12 protein-coding genes are annotated in these 20270 nt (G+C 60.9%); 3 read left to right on the top strand and 9 right to left on the bottom strand.

All coding sequences use genetic code 11. The features are described 5' to 3' along the window. Positions 1 to 241 precede the first annotated feature (241 nt). From QO002_RS24015 to QO002_RS24005, 3 genes are all read left to right on the top strand, one after another. On the top strand, positions 242 to 1606 hold the full coding sequence (locus QO002_RS24015; protein WP_307234577.1) for a glutamine synthetase family protein: 1365 nt from the start codon (positions 242 to 244) through the stop codon (positions 1604 to 1606). A 37-nt stretch (positions 1607 to 1643) separates the two neighbouring features. Next, entirely contained in the window at positions 1644 to 2933 is a 1290-nt protein-coding gene (locus QO002_RS24010) for an NAD(P)/FAD-dependent oxidoreductase (RefSeq protein ID WP_307234573.1), read from the top strand. A 279-nt stretch (positions 2934 to 3212) separates the two neighbouring features. Then, entirely contained in the window at positions 3213 to 7868 is a 4656-nt protein-coding gene (locus QO002_RS24005) for a beta strand repeat-containing protein (RefSeq protein WP_307234571.1), read from the top strand. A 108-nt stretch (positions 7869 to 7976) separates the two neighbouring features. Here QO002_RS24005 and QO002_RS24000 read toward each other — a convergent pair whose 3' ends face one another. The 9 genes from QO002_RS24000 to QO002_RS23960 all read right to left on the bottom strand — a co-directional run bounded on the left by QO002_RS24000 (position 7977) and on the right by QO002_RS23960 (position 20223). After that, positions 7977 to 9065, bottom strand: coding sequence for an ABC transporter ATP-binding protein (locus QO002_RS24000; protein ID WP_307234568.1), 1089 nt, complete (start codon positions 9063 to 9065; stop codon positions 7977 to 7979). A 9-nt stretch (positions 9066 to 9074) separates the two neighbouring features. Further along, positions 9075 to 11321 carry a glycoside hydrolase family 2 protein gene (locus QO002_RS23995; RefSeq protein WP_307234566.1) on the bottom strand — a complete coding sequence of 749 codons (2247 nt, stop codon included), beginning with the start codon at positions 11319 to 11321 and terminating at the stop codon, positions 9075 to 9077. A 9-nt stretch (positions 11322 to 11330) separates the two neighbouring features. Next, complete coding sequence (locus QO002_RS23990; RefSeq protein ID WP_307234564.1) at positions 11331 to 12146, bottom strand: carbohydrate ABC transporter permease; 816 nt, start codon at positions 12144 to 12146, stop codon at positions 11331 to 11333. Next, positions 12143 to 13039: a carbohydrate ABC transporter permease gene (locus QO002_RS23985; protein WP_307234562.1), complete on the bottom strand. Its 897-nt coding sequence runs from the start codon at positions 13037 to 13039 to the stop codon at positions 12143 to 12145. The genes QO002_RS23990 and QO002_RS23985 overlap by 4 nt, the downstream gene beginning before the upstream one ends. Before the next feature lie 203 nt (positions 13040 to 13242). Further along, positions 13243 to 14511, bottom strand: coding sequence for an ABC transporter substrate-binding protein (locus tag QO002_RS23980; RefSeq protein WP_307234559.1), 1269 nt, complete (start codon positions 14509 to 14511; stop codon positions 13243 to 13245). Between the two features lie 133 nt (positions 14512 to 14644). Next, on the bottom strand, positions 14645 to 15691 hold the full coding sequence (locus QO002_RS23975) for a LacI family DNA-binding transcriptional regulator (protein ID WP_307234557.1): 1047 nt from the start codon (positions 15689 to 15691) through the stop codon (positions 14645 to 14647). 279 nt (positions 15692 to 15970) lie between these two features. Continuing rightward, a complete protein-coding gene (locus QO002_RS23970; RefSeq protein WP_307234555.1) occupies positions 15971 to 17680 on the bottom strand; it encodes a dihydroxyacetone kinase family protein in 1710 nt (569 codons plus the stop codon). Then, on the bottom strand, positions 17677 to 18630 hold the full coding sequence (locus QO002_RS23965; RefSeq protein ID WP_307234553.1) for a sugar phosphate isomerase/epimerase family protein: 954 nt from the start codon (positions 18628 to 18630) through the stop codon (positions 17677 to 17679). Before QO002_RS23965 ends, QO002_RS23970 begins: the two co-directional genes overlap by 4 nt. 42 nt (positions 18631 to 18672) lie before the next feature. Next, a complete protein-coding gene (locus QO002_RS23960) occupies positions 18673 to 20223 on the bottom strand; it encodes a tripartite tricarboxylate transporter permease (RefSeq protein WP_307234551.1) in 1551 nt (516 codons plus the stop codon). Between the last annotated feature and the right edge of the window lie 47 nt (positions 20224 to 20270).

The raw sequence follows: 20270 nt of genomic DNA, 5'->3' as shown, positions 1-20270 counted from the left end.
GACTATAAAAATAGAATTTTTGTTTCATTTTCAGGACGCGATACGCGGGCGCTGGCGGCCAGCAGGCGTGATTGTCCCCTGTTGAAATGGCGGTCACTGCGCAGCCGTCTTGACCAAAGGTCAGCGAATGATGAGATAGCGCCAAAGTCCACCGGGATCCGCAAGCGTTCGTCACTACCGCTTCGCCCCATCGATCACGCGTTCGAACGTGGGCCGTCACAAGCCCGTGGAGCGCTGCCAAATGAACGGACCATCCCGCCTGTCGTCTCACGAAAACCCGGCTTCTTCTTCCGTGTCCGAGCAATCTCCAGCTGCTTACGCCTACGCGGCGATCACCGATATGAACGGTATTTTCCGCGGAAAACGGGTGGCGGCTTCCAAGCTCGACAAGCTGCAGAAGGATGGCATCCGCATGCCGCTGTCCTCGATCGGCGTCGATATCTGGGGAACGGATGTTGCGGGCACGAAGCTGACGCTTGAGCGTGGCGATCTCGACGGTATCTGCGAGGCGACGGGAAGGGGTGTTCTTGACCTCGGGCTCGGCGGACCTGTCCTGCCGATGTGGATGAGGAAGGAAGGCGGCGCTCCCTATTTCGCTGACGGACGTCATCTGCTGGTCGACGTGCTTGAGCGCTATCGTAAAGTCGGCCTGACGCCTGTGGTCGCGGCAGAGGTCGAGTTCTTTCTGCTCGACCCGAATGAGGATCAGCCTTCACCCGCCCATGGCAGTCCGGGCAGCCCGCCGCGGCATATCGACAACATCTATTCGCTGGAAGAACTGGCGGAAGTCGGGCCGTTCCTCGATGAGGTCTATGTCATGGCGGCGGCTTGCGGCATCACCGTGGATGCGGCGATCGCCGAGGGTGCGCCGCGCCAGTTCGAATTCAATCTCATGCACCAGCCGGATGCACTGAAGGCGGCGGAAGACACGCTTTATTTCAAGCATATCATCCGGAATGTTGCGCGCCGACATGGCTATCTCGCCTGCTTCATGGCTAAACCCTATCCGAGCTATGCCGGCAACGGATTGCACGTGCATTTTTCCATGCTGGACAGTGAAGGGCGCAACGTCTTCGACGACGGTACGGAAAAGGGTTCGGACATCATGCTCGCTGCCGTCGCCGGCCTGCTCGATAGCATGGCCGACATGACGCTGGTCTTCGCTCCGCATCTCAATTCCTATCGTCGGCTCTGCCCCGGTGGACTGGCGCCAACCACCGTTGGCTGGGGGTATGAAAACCGCACGGCGGCCCTTCGCATTCCCGCAGGCCCCCATGCCGCTCGGCGCATCGAACATCGCGTGGCTAGTGCCGATGCCAATCCCTTCCTCGTGTTTTCGGCCATCCTGGGTGGTGCACTGGATGGCATCGTGCGCAAGCTCACGCCGCCAGCGCCCGTCGGCACAAACTCACACGAGCTTGCCCTGCCGACCCTGGCAAAGGACTGGCGCCAAGCGCTGGAACGCTTCGAAGCGGCCGAAAGCACGGCCCGGATCCTGCATCCGGAATTCGTGTCCTGCTTTGCTGCCTGTAAGCAGCAGGAGCAGGATGTCTTTGCCGCGCGGGTGACGGATTTCGAGATTTCGACCTATCGCGTCAGCGTCTGACCTTTCACGTTCCAGATTCGATCAGGAAAGCGCTTCAATGGCCGAACCCTATTGCCAGTCCTATTATGCCGCAACGGCCAACCAGCCTGAGCCTTTTGGCCGGCTTAATGGCCGCCTGGAGGTAGATGTCGCTGTCATCGGTGGCGGGTTCACTGGTGTTGCGACGGCTCTGGAACTGGCAGAGAAGGGTGTTTCCGTCGCGCTGCTGGAAGCCAATCTGATTGGCTGGGGTGCCTCTAGCCGCAATGGCGGGCAGATCACCGGCTCGCTGTCGGGTGATCAGGCCATGCTCCGTCAGTTCCGCCGTGTGTTGGGCGACGGGGCAGAGGATTTTGTCTGGAATCTGCGTTGGCGAGGGCACGACATCATTCGCCGCCGCGTCGAAAAATATGCCATTCGCTGTGACCTGAAGTTCGGCCATATGCATGCCGCCTTCAAATCCTCTCACGTTGCCGAGCTCGAACAGACCTATCGTGCCGCCCGCGCCCATGGCACGGGCGACGACGTCGAGATGGTGTATGGCACGGCCGTGCGCGACGTGATCGGCACCGATATCTATGCCGCTGGCCTGATCAACCGCCGCAACATGCATGTGCATTCGCTCAATCTCTGCCTTGGCGAAGCCGATGCAGCCCGCAGTCTCGGCGCTCGCATCTTCACTGGTACCAAGGTCAATGAAATCAGGCATGGCCGGCGTGTCGAGCTGGTCACCGACGGCGGTAGCGTTCATGCCGAAAGGGTGTTGCTGGCCGGCAACGCATCTCACAGGCTGGCGCGCGCCAAACTCAGCGGGCTGCTCTTTCCCGCCACCCTCGGCATCGTGACGACGGAACCGCTTTCTGAAGCGATGGTTCAGGATATCAACCCGCAGGACCTGGCCGTTTACGACACCCGCTTCGTGCTCGATTATTATCGGCTGACCGCAGATCGCCGGCTTTTGTTCGGCAGCGGCACGAATTACACCGGCCGGGAGACGGCGAACCTCAAGGATGCCTTGCGTCCCGCAATCGAAAAGACCTTTCCGCAACTCAAGGGTATCGGCATCGATTTTGCCTGGCAGGGTCAGGATGGGATTACCATCAATCGCATTCCCCAACTCGGCCGCATCGCCGACAATGTCTTCTATGCCCAGGGCTATTCCGGCCATGGTGTTGCCACCTCCCATATCGTAGGCGAAATCATGGCGTCCGCGCTGACCGGCGATCCGCGCCAGCTGGATATATTCGCAAGCGCCCGCCATTGGCGGTTGCCCGTCGGTCGGTTCCTTGGCAATCAGGCCCTTGCTATCGGCATGTGGTATTTCCAGCGGCGCGAAAAGCGTCGCTAGATTTTCAGGTCGAGATTTTCACCTTCGCTGAAGTGCGGGGAAATTCCTGCCCGCCAAACGTGTCCCTGAAAGCCTGGGGCAAGCCTGCTCGCGCATGTATGGCACGCTGCGCGAGGAAGCTGGAGTGCCGATTCTCCTTTTTGCCGCGATGGAGACAGCCGGTGACGGTTGCCATCGATGGGCATGGGGGGTCTCGAAAACCCTTCGGATGACCGTTGCAGCGTGAAGATTGCCGTACGCGTTTTTTAATCAACGGAATAATACCAAAGGGCTTCGTTTATGACCTCGACCATCCCTTCGCTGAGCGTCAGCCAGATCAGGTCTCTGTCAACAGCGGCAATTGCCGCCTGGACGACGGAAGACATCGCGGCGCTATCCACGACGCAGGTTAAGGCCCTTTCATCCGGCCAGATCGGTGCCCTTGAAACAGAAGATTTCGCAGCCTTCTCGACCGCACAGGTCGGCGCGATCGCACCAGCATCTATTGTCGGATTGAACCTCGATCAGCTGCTGCTTTTGACGACGGACAAGATCAGCAGTCTTGCAACCGGCCAGGTGGCCGCCCTTAAAACCAGCCAGATTGGTGCCCTGGATTCCACCCAGATTGAAGCCCTGAACACGGCGCAGGTTGCAGCGCTCACCTCGTCGCAGCTTGCAACGCTGTCAACCGATGAGATCGTGACCTTTACGACGGCGGAAATCGCGGCCCTGAAGCCGGCCGCCTTTGCCGGCCTTTCCACCGCCAATATCGGGGTTCTCAGCTCCGAGCAGACGGCAGCGCTCCGAACCAACCAGATCGCCGCCCTGAAGACTGTCCAGGTCGCCGCGTTGACATCCGGCCAGATTGCGGCGTTGACGACGACGCAGATCGCCGCCCTCACCTCCGCGCAGATCAAGGCGCTTTCGACCGCAACCATCGCAGCGCTGTCCACTGACCAGATCGCGGCCCTGAACTCGAAGGCCATCCCGGGGCTGACCACTGCACAGGTCGTGGCGCTTTCGACGGAGCAAGCCGAGGCCCTGTCCTCGACGCTCGTCGGCGCCATGAGTTCCGCCCAGATCGCGGCGCTGAGTTCTGCAGACCTCGCGACCTTCTCGACGGCCGATATTGCAGCCATCAGCGCGTCGGCGATTGCGGGTCTGTCGTCAGCCAGCATGGCCGTCTTGAGCACGGCACAGATGGCCGTCCTCAAGACGGCCCAGCTTGCGGCCCTGAAATCTGTCCAGATTGCCGCCTTGACCACCGACCAGATTGCGGCTCTGACGACAGCGCAGATCGGGATGTTGAACGCGGCACAAGTGAAAGCGCTTTCCACCGGGAACATCGCAACTCTTTCGACCAGCCAGGTTGCGGCCATCAGCACGCGCGCGGTTCCCGGTTTGACGTCCGAGCAGATTAGCGTCCTCTCGACCGCACAGGCCGAGGCTCTGACTTCGGTGCTGGTCGGTGCGATGAACGCCACCCAGCTCGCCGCCTTGAGCTCGGCTGATCTCGCAACATTCTCGACTGCCGATATCGCGGCAATCAGTTCGTCCGCCATCTCCGGCCTGTCCTCGTCGAGCATCGCAGCGCTTAGCAGCGAACAGTTGGTGGCCCTGAAAACCAGCCAGGTCGCGGCCCTGAAAACGAGCCAGGTTGCAGCGCTGACCACGGCACAGATTGCTGCCCTGTCCACGGTGCAGGTCGCGGCTCTCAACTCGACGCAGCTCAAGGCGCTTTCCACTGAAAGCGTGGCCGCCTTTTCGGCCGATCATATTGCTGCCTTGAACGCAAAAGCCGTGGTGGGTTTGACATCCGGCCAGATCGATGCGCTCTCCACTGCGCAGGTCGAGGCGTTGAGCTATACCCAGATAGCAAACCTTAACTCGACGCAGATCGCCGCCTTCAGTACGGCGGATCTTGCAACCTTCACCGAAAACGAGATTGCGGCGATCACGGCTACGGCCGTGGCCGGGCTTTCGACAGCGAATGTTGCGGCGCTGAGCTCCGATCATACGGGCGCTCTGAAGACGACGCAGATCAGCGCCTTGAAGACGACGCAGATTGCGGCCCTGACTTCCGCGCAGATTACGGCTTTGAGCACCGGCCAAATTGCTGTCCTGAGCTCGGCGCAGCTGAGGGCGCTTTCCAGCGACAGCATTGCGGCGCTCTCGGTAGATCAGATCGCGGCGCTGAGCACCAAGGCGCTCGCGGGATTGAGCTCGACGCAGGTCGCAGCGTTAACCACCGCGCAGGTCGAGGCCCTGACGACAGTCCAGATATCCAAGCTCAGCGCCCCCCAGGTTGCGGCCCTGACCAGCGAAGCGCTCGCCACTCTTTCGGAAGAAGAGATCGCGGCCTTGAGCTCTATGGCCGTTTCCGGGCTTTCCACCGACAATATCGCAGCGCTTAGCTCCACGCAGGCGGCCGCTTTCACGGCGACGCAGATTGCAGCCTTGAAGACGACGCAGATCGCGGCCCTGACGTCGGCACAGATCGCGGCTCTCGGCACCGATCAGATTGCGGCGCTCGGCTCGGCGCAGGTCAAGGTTCTGTCGAGCGACAGCATCGCGGCCCTTTCGACAGACCAGATTGCGGCTCTGAATACCAAGGCCATCGCTGGCCTGACAACCACCCAGGTCGCGAGCCTGACCACCGCGCAGGTCGAAGTGCTGACGACGGCGCAGGTGGGGCTTCTCGGCTCTGCGCAGATCGGTGCGCTCAGCACGGGAGCGCTGGCCACCTTCTCGGATGACGAGATCGCGGCCATCAGTGCCGCCGCCATCAAGGGCCTTTCCACCGGCAATATTGCAGCCCTGACACCGGATCAGACGGCTCTCTTGAAGACAACCCAGATTGCGGCCCTTTCTGCAGATCAGGTCGAGGTTCTTTCCTCGACCCAGATTGCGGCGCTGACGACCGCGCAGATTGCCGCCTTGTCGGCAACCCAGGTTTCGGCCCTGGCGACAGGCAGTATTGCCGGCCTCACGGCCGATCAGATCGCTTCCCTGACCACGAAAGCAATTGGCGGGTTGACGACGACGCAGGTTGGGCTTCTGTCCACCGCACAGGCGGAGGCACTGACCTCCACGCTGGTCGGCGTTTTGACCTCCAGCCAGATCGCCACCCTGAGTTCCGAGGACCTGGCAACGTTCTCGCTTGATGACATCGCCGCCATCAGCACATCGGCGATCGCCGGCCTGTCTTCAGACAATCTCGCGGCCCTGACGGCGGAACAGGTCACGGCCCTGACCGCGGCACAGATGGCAATGCTTTCGTCCACGCAGGCCGGCGCGCTGACCTCTGCACAACTGGCCGGCTTGAGTACGGATCAGATTGCGGCGCTGAGTTCCTCGGCCCTTTCGGGCCTGTCTACCGCCAATTTGGCCGCCCTCTCAGTCGATCAGATTTCGGCGGTCAGCACCAAGGCCATTCCCGGCCTGTCATCCGCGCAGATCGATGCGTTGTCGACGAGCCAGATCGACGTGCTTTCAACGGCCCAGATCGCCGTGATGGGCTCTGCCCAGCTGGCCGCCCTGGACAGCGCCGATCTTGCGACGTTCACAGACGAAGAGATCGCCGCCATCAGCACGACGGCGCTTGCCGGCCTTTCGGCGGATACCATCGTTACTCTGGATCCCGACAAGATCGCTGCACTGACTGCAACGCAGGTCGCTGCGTTCGGCTCCAGCCAGATTGCTGCCCTGACCACGGGGCAGATTGCATCGCTCAGCACCGACAAGATCGCAGCCCTGGGTTCGGCGCAGATCGCAGCATTCGCCAGCGGTGGCATCGTTGCCTTCTCGACGGATCAGATCGCCGCGCTCAGCACCAAGGCGATTGCCGGCCTGACGACGAGCCAGATCGGCGTCCTGTCGAGCGGGCAGGCCGAGGCGCTGAGCTCGACACAAATCGCGGGTCTGTCGTCCTCGCAGATCGGTGCGCTGAACACCGAAGGGCTTGCCAAATTCTCGACCGATGATATCGCGGCGATTACCGCGGCAGCTCTTGTCGGTCTTTCGGCCGCGAATGTGGAGACCTTGAGCCCGGCCCAACTGGCCGCGCTTGCGACAGGTCAGGTGGCAGTCCTATCGCCCACCCAGATCGGCGCGCTGACGACGGCACAGCTCGCGTCCCTTTCTACGACGCAGATCGGTGCGCTGAGTGCTGCCGGTGCTGCCGGTCTTTCGACGGGAACGATCAGCGCACTGACAACGGACCAGATTGCCGCTTTTGGCACCAAGGCGATCTCCGGTTTGATGACGGCACAGCTCAATGCCCTGACTACGGGCCAGGTGGAAGCTTTGACGCCGACGCAGGTCGGTTCACTCAGCTCGACCCAGATAGCGGCCTTCGGCACTGAAGATATCGCCACCTTCTCCACCGACGATATCGCGGCGATCAGCGCCGCTGCGATTTCCGGCCTTTCTACTGGAAACATGGTCGCTCTCAGCTCCAGCCAGCTGGCGGCGCTGAAAACCACCCAGATTGCAGCGCTCAACTACAATCAGGTCAAGGCGCTGACCTCGGGCCAGATCGGCAGCTTGACGACGGAGCAGATCGGCGCGCTGAATGCCATCCAGCTTGCGGCACTGGGCACCGCCAACATCGCGGCATTGTCGACCAGTCAGGTCGCCTCGCTGGGCGCGAAGGCGATCATCGGCCTGACGACGGCGCAGATCAGCGCCTTGACGACGGAGCAGGTCGAGGCCCTGACCCCGACACAGGTTGCCGGCATGACGTCGGCACAGATCGCGGCTCTCGCCACCGAAGACCTTCTGACGTTCTCGACAGGCGATATCGCGGCAATTTCCACCGCGGCGCTGGCTGGGCTTTCAACCGACGATATCCGGCATCTGACCAGCGCACAGCTGCAGGCCATTACCCAGACCCAGATAGAAGCATTGAACGCAGATCAGATCGGCGCCATCATCTCGGCCTATCAGTCGGTCTAGTCGATATCATCGACGTATAAAAAGCAGCCGGGTGTTTTGTGCGCCCGGCTTTTTCATTCTCAGGGAATGGTCGGCGATCGAGAAGTGCCACGTGGGGCAAAACCCTCTTCAGCGAATACGGACCCCATCCTTGTCGAAGAGGAAGGAGCTCGTCACGGAGAGCCCGACGGTGAGCTTGTCGCGATTGGCAACAGCACGCGAATCCTCGCGCTCGATGATGATCCGCTCTTCCGACGAGACGTGCGCATAGACATAGCTCGTATTGCCGAGATGTTCGGCAACGTCGATATCGACCACCATGTCGGCGTCGCCTTCGCCTGCGGCGCGGAAATGTTCCGGCCTGATGCCGAGGCTCACATCGTCGCTGACATGGATTGCGGTTGACGTGATCGCGAGATCGAGCTGGACCTCGGGCTGGTTGAGAAGCGCAAGCCGCACCTTACCATCACCAATAGACACGACGCGCGCCTTAAGGAAATTCATTCGCGGCGAGCCGATGAAGCCGGCGACGAACATGTTGGCAGGGTCATCATAAAGATCGAGCGGCGCACCGACCTGCTCGACCACCCCTGCGCGCAGCACGACGATCTTGTCGGCGAGCGTCATGGCTTCGACCTGATCGTGGGTCACGTAGATGACCGTCGATTTCAGCGTCTTGTGCAACTTGGCGATCTCGACGCGCATGTGGACGCGCAGTTCGGCATCGAGGTTGGACAAGGGTTCGTCGAAGAGGAAGACATCAGGGTCGCGCACGATGGCGCGGCCGATCGCCACCCGCTGGCGTTGACCGCCGGAAAGCGCCTTGGGTTTTCGATCCATCAGCGGCCCAAGTTCGAGGATACGGGCAGCCTCGTTGACCCGGGCGTCGACCTCTTCCCTGGCGGCGCCGGCAAAGCGCAGGGCAAAGCCCATGTTTTCCCGCACGGTCATGTGCGGATAAAGCGCATAGGACTGGAACACCATGGCGATGCCGCGTTTGGACGGATCGACATCGTTCATCACCTTGCCACCGATGGTGAGTTCGCCGGAGGTGATGTCCTCGAGCCCGGCGATCATCCTCAGAAGCGTCGATTTCCCGCAGCCGGAGGGGCCTACGAAGACCACGAACTCGCCGGTATCGATGGAGAGATCGACGCCCTTGATGATTTCCAGCGCGCCAAATCTCTTGCGTATGTCGGTCAGGCGGACATCGGTCATGGGTGTATCTCAGTTGATCGTGAAGGTGACGGTCTGGGTGTCGAAGCGGCGGCTCTTGACGGTCAAGCTAAGCTTGCCCGCTTCGTCTCCAGCCTCGATCCAGAAGCCGGTCGCGCCACCCTTCAGCGTATGCTCACTTGGTCCGATGATGCGGCCTGGTCCTTCCAGGATCAGCGATACCGGTTCCTCGAAGAAGGGCAGGAGGTTGCCGCACTGGTCGAGCGCGCGCACCACGACGCGGGTCGCATCCTTTTCACCGCTGCGCAAGGTCGTATCATCCGGCGTGACTTCCAGCGTGGTCGGAACCGGATCTGCCGGCATGGTGATCGACTTGACCGCCTCGCCATTGACGTAACCCGTGATCGTGCCTTCGCGCCAGACGCGGCCCCAGGTGCCGAATTCCTCCGGCGTCACCGTGCGCAGGTCGAGCACGACCGGCGGATGGGGAAGGTGCGGATAGTTTTCCTTGTCCGGATAGATGCGTTTTGGTGCCCATTCGCCGAACTTCACGTCGATATAGTCGCAATTGGTCAGCACGATCAGCGGCAGCACGCCGCCGATGTTGCGCTCGCCGCGCGCCCAGAAGGTCACCGGCTGCAGCACGACATTGTCCTTGGTATCGCCCTGCGAGGCATAAGCGTAAGCCGCGAGCTTGGGAATGCGGTACATGTCGAGCACGCCGTGATAGCAGATGCGGTCGCCGGAACCGAAATCCTTGTGCGTGTTGTAGTCGAACATGCACCAACCGGTGGAGCCGGAAATATTGCTGTCTCCAGCCACCGCATTGAGGATCAGAAGATGGCGGGTCACATGCTCGGCCTGACGCTGCTCCTGGTCGAAGCGCTTGGTCGGATACATGTGGCCGTTGTATTCAGTGATCATGTAGGGGATCGGCTTGGTGATCCCGGTTGTCTCCACCCGGTCGCGCAACACGACGCGGCCGCGATTGTTGCCCGGCATTTCCTCCTGGCCGAGGATGAAGTCGTTCATCGTGTAGACGTCTTCGAGCATCTCGGAATTGGTGATGAAGCGCACGCCGCCGGTCTGGCGGGTGCTGTCGAGCTCGCGGGCGAGGCGGTTGGTCTCGGCGTAGAAGGCGTGGTTGTCCTGGCTTTCGTTGATGCGCACACCCCAGATGATGATCGAGGGATGGTTCCAGTCGCGCTCGATCATGCGGCGGACGTTTTCGATCGATTCCCGCTGCCAGGCTTCGCCTCCGATATGCTGCCAGCCGGGAATTTCCTCAAAGCAGAGCAGGCCGATCTCGTCGCAGCGGTCTAGGAACCATTTCGACTGCGGATAATGCGACGTACGCACGATGTTGCAGGCCAGTTCGTGCTTCAGGATATCCGCATCCTTCTCCTGCGCGCGCCGGCCCATGGCGTAGCCAGTGTGCGGCCAGGCCTGATGGCGGTTGAGGCCGCGCAGCTTCAGGGGCTTGCCATTGAGCAGGAAGCCGTCCGGCGTGAATTCCGCGGTACGGAAGCCGAAACGATGGGTAAGCACGTCTTCGCCGTGTTCCGTTTCGAGCTTCAGCGACAGGGCGTAGAGGGCGGGGTTGTCGATATCCCAGAGCTCTATGCCAGTGAGGTCGGAGAAGGTGAAGAAGGCTTCGTTGCCTTCGACCGAAACCGTTGCCGAACCGACGTCGCCGCCACCCGGCTTGCGGATCTTGGCGGCCAATGTACCGGAGATGGCAAGCCCCTGCGGATTGGCGAAGAAGACACGCGCGGTGACGGTCTTCTTTTCCGCCAGTGCATCCGGGGTCTCGATCTTCACATTGGCAATCGAGATGGGGCTTGTGACCTTCAGCCAGACATCGCGATAGATGCCGGCATAGCAGAGATAGTCGATCTGACCGCCAAAGGGCGGGATTTCCGGATTTTCCGAACCATCGATATTGACGGTGATCAGGTTCTCGCCGCGCTGCAGATGCGGCGTGAGACGTGCTTCGAAGGGCGTGTAGCCATCCTTGTGGGCGATGATCTCCTCGCCGTTCAGATAGACGACGCTGTCGGCCATCGCCGCATCGAAGATGAGGGAGACTTCGCGGCCTTCGAATTCCGGCTGCCAGTCGAAGTGTTTCTGGTAGGTGAACGGCTTCTGGTATTCGGTCTCGTCGAAATAGTTGTACGGCAGTTCGATCGCGCTATGGGGCAGGCGCACGGCTTCGCCGGACCGCAGGCTGTTGACGCTTGCACGTTCGAAGCCGTGGCTGAAGATCCAGTTTCCGTTGAAACTCTCGGTAATGCGCATGGGAATTTCCTATTTCACTGAGCCCAGCATGCCCTGCACGAACTGGCGCTGCATAACGAAGAAGACGAGGAGCGTGGGGAGCGTGGCGAGAATGGTGCCGATCATCACCACGCCGTAATCCGGGTAATAGGCCGAGGCGAGCGACGAGACGACGAGGGTGATCGTCTTGGTGTCGTTGGATTGCAGCACGATCAGCGGCCAGAGATAGTTGTTCCAGTTGGTCATGAAGACAATGACCAGCGCTGCGGCATAAGTGGAGCGCATGACGGGAACGTAGATGTAGAGGAAGATCTGCCATTCCTTCAGGCCATCCACCTTGGCGGCGTCGCGAAGCTCGGTCGGGAAGGCCTTGGTCGACTGGCGGAAGTAGAAGATGATGAAGGCGGAGGCGATGGTCGGCAGCATGATGGCGATATGGGTGTTGATGAGCCCGGACTTTGCCATCATCATGAACAGCGGGATCATCAATGCCGCAAAGGGCACCATCAGCGTCAGGAGCACGAGCGAATAGATGCGGTCGCGCGCCTTGGACTTGAACATCTCGAAACCATAACCGGCGAGCGACGAAACGACGATGGTGAGCACGGTCGCCGAGATCGCGACCTTGGCCGAATTCCAGAACACCAGCGGCACGTCGACCTGGGTGAAGAAGTGCGCGACATTGGTTGCGAAGGCGGCACCCAGGCTCGTCTTTCCGCCGATGATATCGATCGATGTGTTGGTCGAGCTGATGACCATCCAGACGAACGGAAACAGCGAGAGGAATGCGGCAATGCCGAGAAACGCATATTGCAGGCCGGTGCTGAAGAGGCGGGAAAGGTTCATGACCGGTCCCTCACGGCATAGAATTGAAGGAACGAGAACAGCGCCACCATAAGCACTACGACGTAGGACAGGGTGGCCGCGTAGCCGAAACTTGGCATGAAGCGGAAGGTCAGATTGTAGATGTAGAGCGAGAGCGTCAGCGTCGAATTGGCCGGGCTGCCGCGACCTTCCGTCAGGTTATAGACCTCGTCGAACAGCTGGATCGTGCCGATGGTCGAGATGATGGTGGTGAAGAGGATCACCGGCTTTAACATCGGAATGGTGATGTAGAAGAAGCGTGCCCAGGCCGGAACGCCATCGATCCTTGCGGCTTCGTAGATCGATTTGTCGATGTTCTGCAGGGCTGCGAGATAGAAGATCATGTTGTAACCGGTCCAGCGCCATGTGATGGCGAGGATCACCAGCAGCTTGGCCCAAAAGGGTTCCGTCAGCCAGCCGATCGGCGAACCGACCAGACCGATCGCCATCAGCGCCTGATTGACGACGCCATCGACGGAAAACATGCTCTTGAACAGCACGGAATAGGCAACCAGCGAGGCAACGCAGGGCAGGAAGATCGCCGTGCGGAAGAAGCCGATGAATTTCAGCCGGTCATTGTTGAGCACCGATGCCAGCATAAGCGCCAGCAGGATCATGATCGGCACCTGCACCACGAAGAAGGTGACGGTGTTCTTCAGTGCTTGAAAGAAGACTGGATCGTTCCAGAGACGGATGACATTGGCGGTGCCGCCGAACTTCATCATCATGCCCTTGCCGGTGAAGAAGGACAGATAGAGCGAACGGAAGATCGGATAGACGAGAAAGATTGAGATCAGCGCGATCGCCGGGGCAATGAAAAGCCAGCCGTTCAGATTGTAGTAGCGCTTCAATCCACCTGTTCTGCCGGCTGCCATGAATGAACCTTTGTGCAAGGGCTGTTGTCTACGCGCGTCCAACGCCTCCTCCGTCATGGTCGGCCTGACCCGACCATCCATCAGGCTCCCGATGTAGCGAGAGGCTGACGGATCCTCGGCTCAAGGCCGAGGATGACAACGAATGTGCGGTGAGGCGTGTCGATAAATGCAGCAGGCGGTTTCCCGCTTGCCTCAATATCAGATTACTGGATCTGGCCCTGGGCCTGGCTGTCGATTGCCTTGAGGACATCATCGACAGGCTTGCCTTCGCCGAGTGCCGGAAGGTTTGCCGTGACTGCAGTGTCCACCTCGTTGGTGAAGACGCCGTAGTTCACAGCGGGAACCTTCGCGAGCCAGTCGGAGAAGTTCTGCCAGACCTTTTCGCCGCCGAAGAAGGCGTCGGCTTCGGAATAGGCCGCACCGGTGCGAGCGGCTAGAAGCGAGCCGACGGCACCGCGCTCGGTCAGGATCTTCTGATAGAAATCGACATCCTTGGCATAGACTTCATTCAGGAAGTCGATTGCCTCGTCCTTCTCGGCAGAGCCTGCGGTGACGTACCAGCTGGAACCGCCGAGGTTGGAGGCGTGGCCTGCGCCTTCGACATTGAGCTTCGGAATGGGAGCCACGCCCCACTTGCCGGCCTGGTCGGCCTGCGCCTTGACGGTGCCGGTGATCCAGACGCCGGTGGTCACGCTTGCGACGTCACCCGAGGTGAAGGTTCCGACCCATTCGGTCCATCCTGCTGCCGGCTTGTAGATGCCCGCCTGAAGGATCTTCTGTTCGGTTTCAAGCGCCGCCTTCAGCGCCGGATTGCCGTTGACCGACAGGTTGTTGTCCTTGTCGAAGTACCAGCCGCCTGCGGACTGCATCAGGATGCGGATGAAGCCTGCATCGTTGACGTCGAGACCCAGCATCTTCTTGCCGGTCTTTTCTTCGACGGCCTTGCCGATCTCGATGTAGCGGTCCCAGGTCAGGTCCTGCATGTCTTCCGGCTTGAAGCCGGCCTGCTCGAGATAGTCCTTGCGATAATAGAGGCCGGTGACACCGGAATCGAACGGCATGCCGTAGACGGCGCCGTCCATGGTCATTAGCTGCACCTTGTAAGGCGCAAAGCCCGAGAAATCGATCTTGCTGGAAAGCTCGGCAAAGGCGCCGGGGAAGGACTGGAGGTATTTCTGCGCGCCGTAATCTTCGATCAGCACGATATCTGGCAGGGCATCGGTGGTGCCCGAAGACAGTGCCGTCTGCAGCTTCTGCTCGACGTCGGCCTTGGCGAAATCAACGATGTTGAACGTGGTTTCAGGATGCTTGGCGGTGTAGCGCTCGCCGGCTTCCTTCATGATGGCGACGTTGAAGTTCGGGTCCCAGCACCAGACGGTGATTTCGCCGGCGAAAGCGGCGGTCGATGCAAACAGGCTTGCGCCGCCGAGAGCGGCCGCGGTGAAGCGCGACAGGATGGACTTGCGATACATGGTTTCCTCCCAAGGAAATTGGCGCCAGCCTGGTCTCCTCCCAGCCGGCTGCGCAAGATTTACCCAAAACGGAAGGCGACGCAACAGAAATTTAGTAAATATTTATCGCACTGCGAAAGGAATCTGGAAAGTCTCAGGATTCCAGCGGGTTGCGGCAGCTGTCGCGCCAGATCAGCTCGGTTGCGATGCGCACCTGCTTGCCATAGGGGCGGCCTGAAAGCCGCTCCAGCAGCAGATCGACGGCCACTTCGCCGATATGCTCGCCATGAATGCGAACGGTCGTCAGCGGTGGCGTGAGAAACTGGGCGACGGGGATGTCGTTGAAAGAGATCACGGCGATATCGTCAGGAATGGCGAGGCCGAACTCGCGGATCGCCCGGTAGGTGCCGATCGCCATGTTGTCGTTTGAGGTGATGATGACGTCCGGCCGCTCCGGCAGCGCCAGCAGATCGCAGGCCAGCCGATAGCCGGTATCGAGCCGAAGGCTTTGTCCGGAGGAGCAGTCCGAGAGCGCCAGCAATGCCGGATCAAAGCTTTCATGCCTCTTTTGCCAGTCGATATACGCGACGCAGCGACGTTCGGCGAATTGCTGCACGGTGCCGTTCAGGTTCTCGTGGCTGCCGATGAAGCCTATCCGCTTGTAACCGCCGGTTCTCAGGCTTTCGAGGATCTTCTGCGTCGCCAGGCCGACATCGGCAAAGACGCTGTCGAGCCTATCGTCCTTGGGGTCGAAATCGGCAAAGACCAGCTGGCGGGTATGGTTCGCCAACCACTCGATCTCGTTATCGGAATGTTTGCCAATGACGATCACGCCCGAAGCGTCCTCCAGAAGCGAGGCTTCGGGCAGGGCGTCGGAGTGGAAGACCTTGACGATCTCGGTCCTCAGATCGCGACAGCGATTTTCGATGCCGAGCCGGACGCCGATATAATAAGGATCGGCGATTTCGTCGGACGGTTCGAGAAAATGCACGATGACGAGCTTGGTCAGCAGGCTTGATGCGGGCTGGCCATTGGTCTTGTTGCGGTTGCGCGGGGTCTCGTAGTTCAGCGCTTCCGCCGTCTCAATGATGGCCTGACGTTTGACGGGTGAAATGGAAAGCGCCGGGTCATAATTCAGAACCCGCGACACCGTGGCCGGCGACACGCCGACGGCCTTGGCAATTTCCTTGATCGTCACCATCCCGATTTTCCGTCTTTATTTTGTGCAGAGAATGCCACAACACTCCCTTTTCGGGAACATATTTCAGTAAATTTTTACCTGGAGATCAGTCCGGTCGGCGGGAGCGTGAGATGATCACGGGTATCTTGCTGAGATCTAGGGCTTATAGCCAAGCCGGCGGGTTTTCTCAAGCGGAGGCCAAGGAAGCGTTTTCAGTCGGCGGGGCCTGCTCGCTGCACAAACGAAAGCGCCGCGCGTGGCATTACCTCGCGCGGCGCAGCAGATGTCTGGCCATAAGCCTCAGTTTGCGGCGATGGTTTCGCCAGCAACTTTGGCAACGAGCGCCAGCGAGATCGCGCCGGCATCCGGGTGGCCGATGCTCTTTTCGGCAAGCGGCCGGGCACGGCCGAGTTTGGGCGTGAGAGACGCGGTTGCATCGGCGGCCGATTGTGCGGCAGCGGCAGCGGCGGCCCAGGAATCAACGAGGGACTTGCCGGATGCGGTGTTCTTCTCCAGCGCTTCGACGAAGGGCACGAGTGCATCGACGAGCGTCTTGTCGCCGAGGCGAGCACGGCCGAGACGGGTGACGCCCTCAAGCGCGAGACGAGCACCCTTGACCACGGCATCCGTCTCGATGGCATCGGTATCGCTCAGTGCATTGCTCCAGGAACGTAGCAGTAGACCCCAGATGGCACCGGATGTTCCGCCGGCGCGATCGGCCCAGGCGTCACCAGCAACGGCCAGCACGCTTGCAGCTCCCGCACCGGCAGCCACGGCGGTATTGGCGGCGTCGAGCGCTGCAGCAGAGCCGCGGCGCATGCCCTGGCCATGATCACCGTCGCCGGCAATGGCATCGATGCGGCCGAGTTCTTCTTCCGCACCTTTCAGCGTCTGGGCAATCTTCTCCACGATGCCGGCGATGCATTTTCCCTCGACCTTCGACGCGTCGGAGGCGGCGGCGAAGGTGAGCTTGCCTTCGGTATCGTCCAGCGCGTCGGTTGCCGGCTCGGTCGTAAACGTCGCGCCCCGGCGCAGCACCGGCGTATCGCAGGCGGCGGTCCAGAGCTGTTCCAGTTCGTCGTCCAGCCAGAGCAGTGTCAGTGAGCATCCCTGCATGTCGAGGCTGGTGACGAACTCGCCGGCTTCCGGGAAGACGACATCAAGGCCTGCATCCTTCAGTCGCGCGGCAACCTCCGTCCAGAGCACGAACAGCTCTTCGTACTTGGTCGCGCCCAGGCCGTTCAGCACGGCGCCGACGCGGTTGGTTCCGGCCGGACGTTCGGCCAGGAGCTTGTCGGTCAGAAGGGTGGCGAGATCGGTGGCGGAGACGATATCTTCCTCGCTGATGCCGGGCTCGCCATGGATGCCGAGGCCAAGCGCCATCTGGCCCTTCGGCACGCTAAACAGCGGATCGGCAGCGCCGGGAAGCGTGCAGCCCTTGAACGCGACGCCGAAAGACACGGTGCGGTCGTTGGCATAGCGGGTCAGGCGCTCGACCTCATCAAGGTCCATGCCGGCTTCGGCTGCCGCACCGGCGATCTTGAAGACCACGAGGTCGCCGGCAATACCGCGCCGCTTCGCAGCGGTTTCAGCCGGTGCGCTCGCCACATCATCGGTTACCGGGACGATGCGCACATCAATGCCTTCAGCATGCAGGCGCTCGGCGGCAACGCCGAAATTCAGGACGTCGCCGGCATAATTGCCGAAGCCGAGAAGGATACCGCCGCCCTGATCCGCAAGGCGGCAGACGCGTGCGACGGCAGCCGTCGAGGGTGAGGCGAAGACGTCACCGGCGACAGCCGCATCCGCAAGGCCCGGTCCGACATAGCCGGCAAAAGCGGGGTAATGGCCGGAGCCGCCGCCGATAACTACGGAAACCTTTCCCTTCGGCACCTTGGTTGCACGAACCACGCCGCCCTTCACCAGCCGGACATAGCGGCTGTAGATCGCGGCAAAGCCGGCCAAAGCGGTGGTTGCGAATTCCTCCGGGGCGTCGAAGATCGTGGTCATGGCTGATGTCCTTGGTCGCGAGGCAGGATGCGCCTCAGATAATCTCGGTTCGAAGCGCAGACGGAAAGCCCGTCGCCACCATAATGTTCACAAAGAAACGGGCTCGAAAACCCATGCGCCAGCGCCATGCGGATGGCGGCGCGATAATTGATGATGCCGGATTCCAGTGGCGCCGGATGGGTGACGATGACCCCGGAGGCCGGATCTTCGGTGCGGGTGTAATTCTTGACGTGCCAGTATTTGGCGTAGGGCGCGACCTTGGCCATCATCTCCTGCCAGTGCTCCATCGGGCGGTGCAGACGGATCAGGTTGCCGAGATCGGCATTGATGCCGACATTGGGCAAGTCGACCTGCTCGACGAACCGAACGGAACTTTCCGCCGTGCCAAGGTAGGTATCCTCGTACATCTCAAGCGAAACCTCGATGCCGAGCTCTTCGGCGTGGCGGCCAAGCTTGCGGATGCGCCGCACGGCCTTGTTCCAGATTTCTGGATCATCCGGGTTTTTAGCCCCGTCCACGGTCCAGAACCACAGGGCCTTTTTCTGCGCCTCCGTCAGCGGTTCGAAAAAGCCGAAGGAGACCGAGCCTGCGCCGATGTCCTTGGCCGTGTCGATGACGCGGTGGCAATAGGCGAGATATTCATCGCCGTGTCTGGCATCAATCACGCTACGGCGGGAGGTGGAGATCGCGGGAATCGTCAGGCCGAGGGAGTGTACCAGTTCCATGAAGGCATTGAGCCGCAGCGGAGCGAGATCGGCAAGCCGCAGCCAGCTATCCGTTGGGTCAAGCTCGGTGAAGCCGGCATCCACCACGTCAGCCAGCGTTTCCGCCCATTCCTCGACAGACTGATCCTGCACGGAGCGGCCATCGGCCAAAATGTTCGGATACTGGATCATCGCGGCCGCAATCGGCCAGTTGTCCCTGTTCCATCGACGCGGTTCGGCTGTCATGGGTCTTTCCTTGCAGAAATTGGTTGGGATGGGCAGCGGCTGTCAGGCCGCTGTCTTGCCGTCGCGGACGTTATCCGGCACGGCCGGTACAATCTCGACCTTGTGGCCACGAACGCGCCCGATGATCCAAAGCAGAGCCGGTGACAGCAGCAGCGCCAGGCCGAGCAGCATCAGGCCGCCGACGAGCCAGTTCGACCAGAAGATCGATAGCGTGCCGTTCGACATCAGCATCGACTGCCGGAACGCATCCTCGGCCTTGTCGCCGAGCACCATGGCGAGAACCAGCGGCGCCAGGGGATAATCGAGCTTCTTGAAGACGTAACCCAGTACGCCGAAGGCGATCACCAGCCAAATATCGGTAATGCTGTTGGCCACCTGATAGGCGCCTGAGAAGATCACGGCGACGATGATCGGGCCGATGATCGAGAACGGCACGCGCAGGATGGAGGCGTAAAGCGGCACGGTGGCGAGTACCAGGATCACGGCGACGATGTTGCCGAGATACATGGAGGCGATCAGGCCCCAGACGAAATCCGGACGATCGGTGAACAGCGTCGGGCCGGGGGTAAGCCCCCAGATCATCAGGCCGCCCATCATCACGGCTGCGGTCGCCGAGCCGGGCACGCCAAGCGCCAGCATTGGCAACAGCGCCGAGGTGCCGGCGGAGTGGTCGGCCGTTTCGGGTGCGACGATGCCGCGTGGGTCACCCTTGCCGAACATCGATTTGTCACGGGCCGAGCGGCTGGCGACGCCATAGCTCATGAAGGATGCGGCGGTCGGGCCGGCGGGCGTGATGCCCATCCAGATACCGATGATCGTCGAGCGCAGGATGGTGAACCAGTAGCGCGGCATCTCCAGCAACGTGCGGCCGATTTCGGACAGCTTGACCCGCGCCTTGATGCCTTCAAAGCGAAGCCCCTCCTCGGTCGTGAGCAACAGTTCGCCGATGCCGAACAGGCCCATGACGGCGATCAGGAAGGAGACGCCCTTGATCAGTTCGGGAATATCGAAGGTCAGGCGAAGGTTGCCGGAGATGGTGTCCATGCCGACGGACGCCAGTGCAAAGCCAATCATCATCGAGACCAGCGTCTTGAACGGCGATTGCGCGCCCATGGAGATGAAGCTCGCAAAGGCGAGGAAGTAGACGGCGAAATATTCGGGCGACGAAAAGCGCAGCGCGAAGTTCGCGACCCAGCCGGAAAGCAGGGTGATCATGACGACGCCGGCCAGTGCGCCGATACCGGCGGATACGAAGGCGAGCGTCAGTGCCCGGCTTGCCTGGCCAGACTTTGCCATGGGGTAGCCGTCGAAGGTCGTGGCGACGGACGAGGGTTCACCCGGAATGTTGAAGAGGATCGACGTCGTCGAGCCGCCGAAGAGCGCGCCCCAATACATACACGACAAGAGAATGATCGCCGAGATCGGGTCCATCGAGAAGGTGAGTGGTAGAAGCAGCGAAACACCGTTCGGGGCGCCGAGACCCGGGAGCACGCCGACGAGAATGCCGAGCGTCACACCGAGCATCATCAGAAGAATGTGGTTGAAGCTGAGGATATGGCCGAAGCCGTCCATCAGGAGACCTATATTTTCCATGTCTTTCCTCCCGGAGCGTGATGTTTCTTCGAACCATCACGTTCTAA

Source organism: Pararhizobium capsulatum DSM 1112 (assembly GCF_030814475.1).
Classification (GTDB): Bacteria; Pseudomonadota; Alphaproteobacteria; order Rhizobiales; family Rhizobiaceae; genus Pararhizobium; species Pararhizobium capsulatum.
Note: the sequence above shows the minus strand (reverse complement) of the source record. Positions and strands in the feature narration are given on the sequence as shown.

Coding starts and splice junctions, on each gene's coding strand:
- QO002_RS23985 (WP_307234562.1), bottom strand. CDS start 13,039: ATGGCAGCCGGCAGAACAGGTGGATTGAAGCGCTACTACAATCTGAAC.
- QO002_RS23970 (WP_307234555.1), bottom strand. CDS start 17,680: ATGACCACGATCTTCGACGCCCCGGAGGAATTCGCAACCACCGCTTTG.
- QO002_RS23975 (WP_307234557.1), bottom strand. CDS start 15,691: ATGGTGACGATCAAGGAAATTGCCAAGGCCGTCGGCGTGTCGCCGGCC.
- QO002_RS24000 (WP_307234568.1), bottom strand. CDS start 9,065: ATGACCGATGTCCGCCTGACCGACATACGCAAGAGATTTGGCGCGCTG.
- QO002_RS23990 (WP_307234564.1), bottom strand. CDS start 12,146: ATGAACCTTTCCCGCCTCTTCAGCACCGGCCTGCAATATGCGTTTCTC.
- QO002_RS23995 (WP_307234566.1), bottom strand. CDS start 11,321: ATGCGCATTACCGAGAGTTTCAACGGAAACTGGATCTTCAGCCACGGC.
- QO002_RS23960 (WP_307234551.1), bottom strand. CDS start 20,223: ATGGAAAATATAGGTCTCCTGATGGACGGCTTCGGCCATATCCTCAGC.
- QO002_RS24015 (WP_307234577.1), top strand. CDS start 242: ATGAACGGACCATCCCGCCTGTCGTCTCACGAAAACCCGGCTTCTTCT.
- QO002_RS23965 (WP_307234553.1), bottom strand. CDS start 18,630: ATGACAGCCGAACCGCGTCGATGGAACAGGGACAACTGGCCGATTGCG.
- QO002_RS24005 (WP_307234571.1), top strand. CDS start 3,213: ATGACCTCGACCATCCCTTCGCTGAGCGTCAGCCAGATCAGGTCTCTG.
- QO002_RS24010 (WP_307234573.1), top strand. CDS start 1,644: ATGGCCGAACCCTATTGCCAGTCCTATTATGCCGCAACGGCCAACCAG.
- QO002_RS23980 (WP_307234559.1), bottom strand. CDS start 14,511: ATGTATCGCAAGTCCATCCTGTCGCGCTTCACCGCGGCCGCTCTCGGC.